Origin of the sequence: Clostridium sp. AF29-8BH, from assembly GCF_003478145.1 — a bacterium.
GTDB classification, from domain to species: Bacteria; Bacillota; Clostridia; order Lachnospirales; family Lachnospiraceae; genus Otoolea; species Otoolea fessa.
In genome coordinates this window covers 168,127-178,037 of record NZ_QUEL01000004.1, presented here as the reverse complement: position 1 = coordinate 178,037, position 9,911 = coordinate 168,127, and the positions used below count along the sequence as shown (strand labels likewise).

6 protein-coding genes are annotated in these 9,911 nt (G+C 41.4%); all 6 read right to left on the bottom strand.

Annotated features, from left to right (window positions below; translation table 11 throughout):
* Positions 1-569: 569 nt before the first annotated feature.
* Genes DWZ16_RS04905 through DWZ16_RS04885 form a run of 6 tightly spaced genes read right to left on the bottom strand, consistent with a single transcriptional unit; the run spans position 570 to position 9,909 of the window.
* Positions 570-1,370, bottom strand: coding sequence for a cysteine desulfurase family protein (locus tag DWZ16_RS04905; RefSeq protein ID WP_412694284.1), 801 nt, complete (start codon positions 1,368-1,370; stop codon positions 570-572).
* Between the two features lie 32 nt (positions 1,371-1,402).
* On the bottom strand, positions 1,403-1,696 hold the full coding sequence (locus DWZ16_RS16590) for an aminotransferase class V-fold PLP-dependent enzyme (protein ID WP_412694286.1): 294 nt from the start codon (positions 1,694-1,696) through the stop codon (positions 1,403-1,405).
* Positions 1,696-1,905 carry a hypothetical protein gene (locus DWZ16_RS04900; protein WP_243021929.1) on the bottom strand — a complete coding sequence of 70 codons (210 nt, stop codon included), beginning with the start codon at positions 1,903-1,905 and terminating at the stop codon, positions 1,696-1,698. Before DWZ16_RS04900 ends, DWZ16_RS16590 begins: the two co-directional genes overlap by 1 nt.
* Positions 1,898-3,337, bottom strand: coding sequence for a BREX system Lon protease-like protein BrxL (gene brxL / locus DWZ16_RS04895; RefSeq protein WP_118522383.1), 1,440 nt, complete (start codon positions 3,335-3,337; stop codon positions 1,898-1,900). Before brxL ends, DWZ16_RS04900 begins: the two co-directional genes overlap by 8 nt.
* Before the next feature lie 21 nt (positions 3,338-3,358).
* Entirely contained in the window at positions 3,359-5,692 is a 2,334-nt protein-coding gene (gene pglZ / locus DWZ16_RS04890) for a BREX-4 system phosphatase PglZ (RefSeq protein ID WP_118522382.1), read from the bottom strand.
* A gap of 11 nt (positions 5,693-5,703) precedes the next feature.
* A complete protein-coding gene (locus DWZ16_RS04885) occupies positions 5,704-9,909 on the bottom strand; it encodes a hypothetical protein (protein ID WP_118522381.1) in 4,206 nt (1,401 codons plus the stop codon).
* Positions 9,910-9,911: the final 2 nt, after the last annotated feature.

The window sequence follows — 9,911 nt, the reverse complement described above, 5'->3', positions numbered from 1 at the left end:
GCGGTTTTTACAATCCTGGATCTGTGCCGCCCATTGCTGCAACCGAACCTGTTCAGCAACCAAACTTGTTTGACTGCTCATAGCTAGACCTCCATAGGCGGTCAAAAAAAGTTGAGTACTTAACTTTTTTGACTCTGTATAGTGTGAGACTATTATGGCAGAAAAAGGAGTGGAGGAACAGGTACTTGCTATGGAGCGTTTACATTATGCCGATAGCTTTTGCAAGGTAAGACTTTCCGGCATCTGATTCTCCGAGAATACAGAGGTTCTTTCCTCTTTCAATAAAGTCAAAAGAGGAAAGAACCTCTGTTATACCAACAGGCAGATACTCCCGCTTGTCAGAGTCCACACAGTCTGACAATTGTTCAGATGGGTCCTTCAGATGTGCCGCTGTTAAGCGATTCTTTAACTCTCTGGTTAGATTGTCGCACAGATTTGTTCGAGTGAAAAGACGGTGGGTTATTCATCGCTTACGAATAATTTATGCCGTGCCTCTTTTTAATTTGATTGAATGTGGGATGGTTTAGGACCAGATAAAATGCAGAATAACACTGCCATAAGTAAAATCTTTAGCGTTGCAGTATCTTTATCAAAGATGCTGCAATATAGGATATTTCTTCGTCGGTATTTTCATACCCCAAAGAAATTCTAATTGTTCCATTGGCGTACTCACTTGGAGTATGAATAGCTTTAAGGACATGGGAAAGCTGTGTATTTTTGCTATCACAGGCAGAACCAGTCGAAACACTAATTCCCATTAGGTCAAGTCTGTGAAGAAGCATTTCACCCTCAGAGCCACGAAATGACAGACTCATATTTCCAGGGATTCTGTCGCAACTACCGTTTCTGATAAAATCCAAACCTGCAATCTGTAGAGATGTAAGTAGTTTGTGTTCTAATTCTATCAAGTGGTCATTAACAGAGTGCATCCTATTGCAGTTTTTTTCTAATGCAACGGCCATTGCTACAATGGATGCAACATTCTCTGTGCCTGCTCGCATTCCAAACTCTTGCGCTCCGCCATCAACATAAGGAAGAATAGGGGTTCCTTTTTTGATGTATAGAAATCCTATTCCCTTGGGCCCATTAAACTTATGAGCAGATGCGGAGAGCATATCTACATTGAGTTCCTTCACATCAATAAGAATGTGTCCAACCGCTTGTACCGCATCTGTGTGAAACAATGCACCTTTGGAATGAGTTATCTCACATAGTTTTTTGATGGGTTGAACAGTTCCGATTTCATTGTTTGCAAACATGATAGATACAAGTCTTGTGCTATCACTAAGATGATTTGACAATGTATCGAACTGGACAATTCCTTGAGAATCTACTGGAAGATACACCACATGATTTCCTATGCGCTCCACCGCATGACATGCGTGTAAAACAGCATGATGTTCTATTTGTGATGTAATGGTGGTTCCATTATCCCTATCAATAAGAGATGGCGACTTAATAGCCAGTTGTCGCTCTCAGTCCCACCTGATGTGAAATAGATTTCTTCAGGATTTGCATTGATACAGTTTGCTATTGTTATACGAGCAGACTTCAATGCAACTTTGGCTGTTCGTGCAAATGAATATGGTTGCGAAGCGTTTCCAAAATCATTAAGAAGAAATGGCTTCATTGCTTCAAACGCATCTGTATCTAATTTTGTAGTTGCTGCATGATCTGCGTACACTTTCATTGTCATCACTCAAACAGTTTGCATCCCTGGTCTTTGAACTCCTCAACCTTATCCAAAATATCCTGAACAGATACACCAAGATAGTCGGCAAGGCAGTCCATACAGTAAAAAGATTCAACCTGTTCCCCTAATAATTTTTTGTTAATTCCAATCTCATTCTTTTCAAGTGATTCTTTCCCGCAAGAAACACAAGATATTTTTTTAATCTTACGCATCAATCACAGAAAAACTCGGAACAGTTTTTCCTGATTCCTTTTCATCCGCAATGCCCATTTGTATGCGAATAATTGCACGCATATCCATTGCAGGTTGTAAGCAGTAACGATTAAAATCATGAGAAGTAATATCCTGAGGTCTGCGAACGTGCGGGAACAGCAGTTTCAGGTATGCGGTACAAATTCTCTTGATAGCTTCTGTGTCACGAGTATCCGCTTTAGGTGGCATATCAATTCGAGCATCGACAATGGCTCTATAAGAAGGGTCATCTCTAAGTTCGTGCATGATACTGGAGAAGTATTCTGAGTTCAAGGCCCAGCCAAATGCTTTCAAATCATCGTTCATTCTCGGCAACTCCCAACCTTTGATAAAGCCATGGATACGATCCAAGAAAGGAACTCTATGGAATGGCTCCGGCAACTCAAGGAACATATTGCTATACTCATCCATGGCACTGCCTGAAATGTTACCTAAGAACACAATACCAGCATCTACCTTTACCTCATGTCCATCAGGCGCATTGTATTTTCTGTTTTCCATAATCTGTTGCAGGGCAGAATGAAGTTCTGTATCTTTCATATATTCCGCTTCTCGTATTTCATCTAAAGCAACAAAGTCCTTGTAGGCAACAATACCATCAGCTTTTTTACCGATATCATAAATCAATTTTGCACGAGTTACCTTGCCGGAAACAAGCCAGCCATAGCGACTAATCTGACCAAATAGATATGATTTGCCAGTACCTGGTGGTGCAAGTTCAATGAGATTCAGATTTTTTTCTGCGAAAGGTAATAAACGCTGGATAACGGACAATTTCTGCACTCTACTTTCGTATCCAGCAGGATTGTAGTCAACCGCAGACAACAAAATATCAATCCACTCATCCAAAGAAAAGCTTTCACGGGCAGTCTTAAATTCTTCCAAATCAGTTTCATACGGGCAGAAATCGGTGAAGTCCATCAGTTTAATTTTACCCGGAGTTTTTGCATCATACGGATACTGGTAACCTAATTCAATGATACCCCAGTTTTCTTCTGCTTTTAATAATGCTTCGCTACAAGTGTCCCAAACCTCACGAGGAATGGTTGTATCTTTGTAGCCGAGGCCGAAATCAGGAAGGGCGAAAGAAATTTCACCAGTTCGAATATTGATTTCGACACACACTTTTGCAAGAATCTTGATAGTTTCGCTATTGTTTATGATTCTATTTTTAAGGTTTTTCCAATCCTCTTTCTTAGGAATATAGGTTCTAATAAAGTCCGAAGCACTGTCTACATCAACCTCGCCATCATCATCTTGAAAATTTTTTACAACATAATCACGCATGAAAGACGGAAGATTGAAAGAAGAAATAAAATTATTTTGCTGAAGATCTTTGAATACCACCATGGTATCAAAAGCATCTTTAAGACGATTTATAAAATCATCCATTACGAATCCCTCCAATCTTATTTATATTCCAAACAGATTCTTCTGTTTTGTTGCTCGTTCAATGCTGAAACTGAGCGTAATGCCAACATTTTTATCGCCGTCATACACAATGGCTTCATATGAATTTGTGCGTTTCAGTTCAGGCATAACAAACTCAGCATGTTTTTTATCTCCGACAAATGTGCCTTCATAAAAAATACCTTTTACTTGAATGCGAGGTTGCTTCATAGGCATATTGGAGAATAGCGTAATTCTTGCATCCTGCCCCATCTTAAACTTTATTACCGGATCAACAAAACAATAAGTAATATTGTCAGGTTTTCTTACCAATGTGATTACAGGAACAAGGACTTCTTCCAAGGTTGCACCGCCATGAACTTCAAGGTTTGCTGCACGGCTTCCCTTAAAACGCTCATAGTTGGCAAGAACAGCATATCCATCTTCGTAGGATGCCTGTGTAAGATGTGGATCTTCGTCGATTTTGCAGCATCTTCCGCTATGGATACCCTTCTCTGCGAGTTCAATATTGGAGGCAGATTCTTTTCCATATAGTACCGCCAAACGGCTTGCACCATGGTCTGAGAGAATAACTGCTTTTTGAATGGTTCCCTGTGCTAACTGAGTTTGAATGCGTCGTAGTTCGGCATCAATGATTTCCAATTCACGGAACAAGTGGATAGGATAAGGGCAGGTAGTATAATCATAAACCATGCTGTGATGCTTCAATTCATCCAAAGCAGATATCTTCTTTACATTCGGGCAAGTGTTTTCGAATTCCTTGTTTGCAGAAGTGATGGAAGGAAGCTCGCAACGACCAATCGCAAACTCCGAAATCAAACCATACTTTTCACACTTGCTTTGAATGAACGCAAGGTACTCAACACCTAACGCATCAAAGAAGAAAAATCCGGTCTTACTTTTGTCAAGTTTGGATACAATACTACTTCGAGGTTGCAACTTCATAAACGGTCTATCAACAGCATAAGTATCTACTTTAGACATAAACCCGTCCCAAATACGATTGGTCAGCTTTTGCTGTTTGTATTGCACAAAATAAGTAGTCAATTCTCCACGCAGAGAGTTATCTGCATCTGGTAGTTTGGTATTTAGTACATCAAATGCGAACGGTTGCATATAGCTGTAGATGTCAGGGAAGCCATTTTTCAAAACAGTTCCAATTTCATCTTCGCCATAATCATAAATGGATAGGTTCTTGACCAGTTCATAACGCTCACGCTCGCTTGCTGCTGTCAGATAACATACTGCATACTTCTCATGTATACCTATCTGGTCGCAATAATCGTCGATATACGGAAGATTCTCTGGAATGCTATCGAGGATGCGTTTTCTTTCTGCATAGTATGTATCAAACATAGGGTCATCATGTTTGATGTTGATAAGTTCGCTATACAAGGAGTGTTCAAATGTATCAGCAGAATCAGAATTTGCAAGGATACGAGCTACATACTTGTTGGTTCCTGCACCAAAGACTTGCATAGCAAGCCAAAGGAGCCAGAACTTGTTTTTGTCACCCGTCTCCAGCACATTATCTAAGTGAGCAATTAAATTTGTGGTTGCTCCGAAATTAGAACATATAAATGCAGAGAAGGTATCAACACCTTTCATAGCATTAAGTAGCCAAGCCCATTGCTCTTGTGTACCGTACTCATTTTTAGTTAGTAACAAATCAGAATACTTCTGACATACAGCATCGTAGATACCTGTGCTTTCGGTTACGGAATATAAGGACTGTCTAAATAGAGAAGTTTTGAAACCGGTCAATACAGTCAGCGCTGGATGTGCTTGCAGTTTAGCATCATCCATTTTCTCCATGTACTTCAACAGCCCTTGAATACCATTCAAAGGTTTGAATTCTACACATACATCTTCATTATCGGTTAGTTTTATCTGCGGGAGTGGAGATGTGCTTCCCTCCACCAGAACAACTCGACGATCATAGCGGGGATCGCGTTGTAAATATCGGTCAATAAATTTCTTGCAATGATTCAGTAAAATAATCGCATGACCGGATATACTTAAACCAAGCAACTCGTCCACAAGTGCATCTACAGCAGTCTCATTTCTTAGCATAGCTGCTTGTGATGCACCAACCATCACATAGATTTCTTTTCCCGTTATCTTTGCGATGGCATCATCAATGATTGGCAAACCATTTTTCTGTGTAAATTGAGAAACAAATATGCACTGCTTACTGGTGTCTGCTTCCAGTCGCTGAAGAACAGTTTGGAAATCATTAAAGTTTTCCAGATTCACCAAGAGAGGATGCCCCCAAGGTTTGCCGGTGCAATATGCATTTATTTCTTGAAAACATTCATTTACAGTCTTGCAGTACATAAATGCCCTCCTTATTTGTTCTTTAAGATTTCGATACCCACCTTAACATTATCCGAAATCAAGTCTCTCAGATAGTGACGAAGTTCTGTTGCATCCATCTTTTCAACAACAGCCCAAACCTTTTCACTACCACCAGTCTTATACTTCTTCTCTGCAAGCATTCTGATTTGATTCTGTACAGTTGAGTTATCCATCCAATCATACGGACGAACAGTAACATGAGCAATCAAATATTCTCTAACTACTTGTGCATCATCCAGCATCAGTTCATAATCACCAACAACACGACTCATAAAGCATTTATCACGCAGTTCCTTGTTGGCAAGTCTGTCGAAGTAGGTTACACGGTTCAAATATTCAATTGCACGATTGATGAACATCTCAGAAGGAGAATTTTCCATCATAATATTGAAGATTTCTTTTGCTTCAGGACGTTCTTCATCATCAATCATACAAAGAATAGGAGTATCAAAACGTGCAGACCAGTCACGAGGATCTTTCGTTCCAGTCTTTTCAACCCACAAATCCTTCAAACGCTTTTTCGCTTGGCTCTGGAGGAATACCTTAACGGCATTCTCAACATAGGTCATATATTCGGTAGAGGACTTCGTAAACTGACCAGCAGGAATGTCCTGATACAGCTTAAGAACATCATCGCTGTCCATTCCATCAATGAAGATTTCCGCAACGGTTCTAAAATACGGAATCTGATCGCCGTAGAATCTATCAAAAGCTTCTCTCTGAGACACCAAGAGAGAATAGAACTCCTCTTTATTCTGGTCAGACAAAGTGTTCGTCTGCTTCATGCGATGCAATTCTTCAAGGAAAGGAGTTAAATCACCAGCTGCTTTTTTCAGAGCGTCAAATGTAATTTTGATATTATTGGTGCGGTTATTCCAACCACTAACAACATCTCTGATACTACAACAAGCAGGGATGCTTTTGGCACTTTCTGCAATAATACGATAATCAAGAATAACATCATTGATTTTGTCATCAGCAGTCTCGGTGTTCCAAACCCAGTTTGCGGCATCTGCATTAAACTTCTGTTTTACCTGATCGAGATATGCACCACCATCACCAATCTGAGCTGCAAGGGTCTTCAAAGCACCGCCCTGATATGCGTCAATGTATGCCAGCATACCATTTCTGCACATATCGTTTGTGAGAAGCCGGGTAAGATCTTCAGCCAAAGAAGTGTTCTGAATAACCAAACGACCGATTGCATCTGCCAGATCACTTTCAGAAGCCGTGGAACTGTTGGCAGTATTAGCAATGCCACAGTAATCATCAATTACATTCGCAACTGTAGCCACAGGAGTATGCATCTCAACAGTTTCCAGAATGGACTTAACAGACCAAATCGGGAATGAGAGCTTCTTCATGCTGATACGCACTTGATCTCTTGCACTTTCGATAGACCCACACTGAGTCATAGGAATACGAAACGCTTCAGAAGTGCATTTTAAGAATGCTCTCTGCTCTGCGCTCATAGCAACAATATATTCTGGTTTGTATTTCTTATCAGGAGAAACCGTCTGTTTCATAGCATTGGCAATCGCCATTTTCATCTTATCAACAGACATACTTTCGCTGGTGGAGCCATTGCTCCAGAAATAGTCCGAAGTTGCGTATTCTTTCAGAACAAAGCCCATCACAAAAGCTGCAAGGTTAGTCGCTCTGAATCCATAAGGAGCCTGTTCCAGCTCGCTATAAATATCAGCCACGCAAACACGACCAGAAGGAGAGTTGAATCCCTTTTGAATCAGTTCTTCAACTTTCATTTTAATCTGAACGATGGACAAGCTACGCTTAGTAGGATCTTCCCAATAGTTTTCGATACCCCATGCACCTGCAAGCGCTGTTTCCAGTTTAGGCTCCTTAAATGTCTGTTTCAGAGTCTGAGTGGCACCACATTCCGCACCTTGGGCAAGCGCACTACCAACGAAAAGGTCACGCTTTACATCATAGCCCTCAAGCCCATAGAAGTATTTCTGATGGTTAATCAGGTTAAATTCTTCCTGCAAGGCCGTAATATTAGCCAATCGTTTTCCGCTCGGATGTTCTGCGCTATACAGCATGAAAGCACCACCGACAATCTTCTCTTTCCAATCGGTCAGGCACTTTGCAGCCTGCTTTTGGAACTCACCTGCACGATGCTTATCGTTCTGTGCGTAGTAACGGCTGTAAGCCATGCTCTCGATATACTGTTCAAACAGGTCTTTACCCATAGGAGAAAGACTTGCATCGACATAAATGAAATCGTGCTTTCCAGCCTTAATGCTGCTAACAACCTGATTCTTTACCTGAGCTGCTTCGTCGTCGTTCAAAGCGAAGGTCACCAATACGGAGAAACGATTCGAATGGGATGATGCAGCAAGTTTCGCCACAGCGGGGGTAAAGTTACCATAGGCAGCGCCATTGAGAATATATCTGCCATTGATAGCAGGAGGAAGTATAATCGCTCCAATCAAATCAGCGTTTGTAATCAGATCCTGAGTCTTAGTTTCTCTGATTACAGTATCTTTCAGCTTTTTAATTGTTGCAGCATCACCTGTGCTGTTTGCAATGGTGTACTCGGACTTACCACCACCAACAGTACGCTTAAAGAGCATACCATCACGAACAAGTTTCTCTGCGATAGAACGGGCTTTGCCCTTAGACCAACCAGTGCCGGAGAAAGCAAGGTCAACATTCTGCTCGTTAGGTTTCAGCAGATCAACATCGCTGATACGCAAGGAAATCGCCTGCAAAAGGAGAACAGTTTTCAGCACTTGCTGCTCATCAGGTGTCATCTTGTCAGAACGAAGCAAGCTATAAGAGTCCAGGATGACACGAACATCATCGTTCAGACCATTCTGACCCTTTCCGTAAAAGAAATCCCACAGCATATCAATGGTCAACAAATTTGGCCTATCCAAAGGACCATAATTGTTGATGAACCACTTAAACGCCTTGGCATCGGTCATGTCATTACTGATAATGAAGTCGAACATACTTCTCTGGTTGGAACTGAAAGCAACAGAGAGATGCTTCAGCAACAGTGCTGCATAAGGATGAATAGGCACAATAGCCTGTAATTCCTGTTCAGACAAAACTGTTTTTTGTCCCAAAGTAGATGTGCTTTTCATGCTGGAGGTGATGTAGCTGCATACGCCAGCCAAATCGTCCGTCAGCTCACCCTTATATTCTTCCCATTCGCTCTTAAGCATGGTATCCTGAGTGGTTTTCATTGCCTGCGCCATCAGACGGAATGCCATATTTTCGGGCAATTCAATTTTTACAGGCGGAACAAAACGGTCAAGGATCTTCTTCGCCGTTTCCGCATTAAGGAACAAACTTCTACTCTCGTGAGACACGATCATAAAGTAGAAAGGATGGGAAAGGCTGATTTCCGCCAAAGTCTGAAAACCAGTCAGGGAGTTAGGGTTGTTCTGGAAGAACTCAGTAAACTCATCCCAGACAAACAGAATGGCTTTAATCTGATTTTCAGAGATAATATTCTTAATCCAGTCTGCCATGCCCTGAATATCCAGACGCAAAGCAGTAATACCGTTATCCTCTGCAACGGTAATGATGTCTCTCATTGTTTTGGCAATCTGCGCCGGAGTTCCATTTTGCAAACGGTCGATAACAGCATCAACATCGTTTCCGCCAAACGTCCACGCATACTGCTCCTCGGCAATAAGAGTGTTGAAATAGTCACGGTTTGCTTTCTTCTCCAACCATTTCAAAGCGGCATCACGCAGGGACACTTCACCACGATTAGTGATTCCATGCTTTTCAAGTGCAGACATGATACTGTCCTGAACAGCAAGAATCAGATCCTGATCAGAACGAATGGAGCCAGAACCAATTCTGTGAATGGTAATGAGCAAACCATCATTTTTGTCAGCAATAATCTTCTGACAGAGATCCTTACTCAAACCATAGTCATCAAAGTAACCTTTTACTTCCTCGTCGGTAGCATCCAGCAATGACTTTACTGTAAGTGCTGCATGGGACTTACCTGTGCCATACGCACCTTCAACCCACAGAGAGCGAGGATCTTTACCCGACAATACAGTATGTGTTTTTTCGAGCAGCTTCACAAATGTCTCGTGTGGATAAAAGCTTTTCCAGCTTACCATACCGCTTTCAATTAAATCTGCGGTTACTGCTGCATAATATTTAGGATCTATATTAAAGTAATCCTTATAAAGTTTCTTGCCAGCCATGG

Excerpts from the sequence above, each read along its gene's own strand:
- brxL (WP_118522383.1), bottom strand. The coding sequence starts at position 3,337 with ATGGATGATTTTATAAATCGTCTTAAAGATGCTTTTGATACCATGGTG.
- DWZ16_RS04885 (WP_118522381.1), bottom strand. The coding sequence starts at position 9,909 with ATGGCTGGCAAGAAACTTTATAAGGATTACTTTAATATAGATCCTAAA.
- DWZ16_RS16590 (WP_412694286.1), bottom strand. The coding sequence starts at position 1,696 with ATGACAATGAAAGTGTACGCAGATCATGCAGCAACTACAAAATTAGAT.
- DWZ16_RS04900 (WP_243021929.1), bottom strand. The coding sequence starts at position 1,905 with ATGCGTAAGATTAAAAAAATATCTTGTGTTTCTTGCGGGAAAGAATCA.
- pglZ (WP_118522382.1), bottom strand. The coding sequence starts at position 5,692 with ATGTACTGCAAGACTGTAAATGAATGTTTTCAAGAAATAAATGCATAT.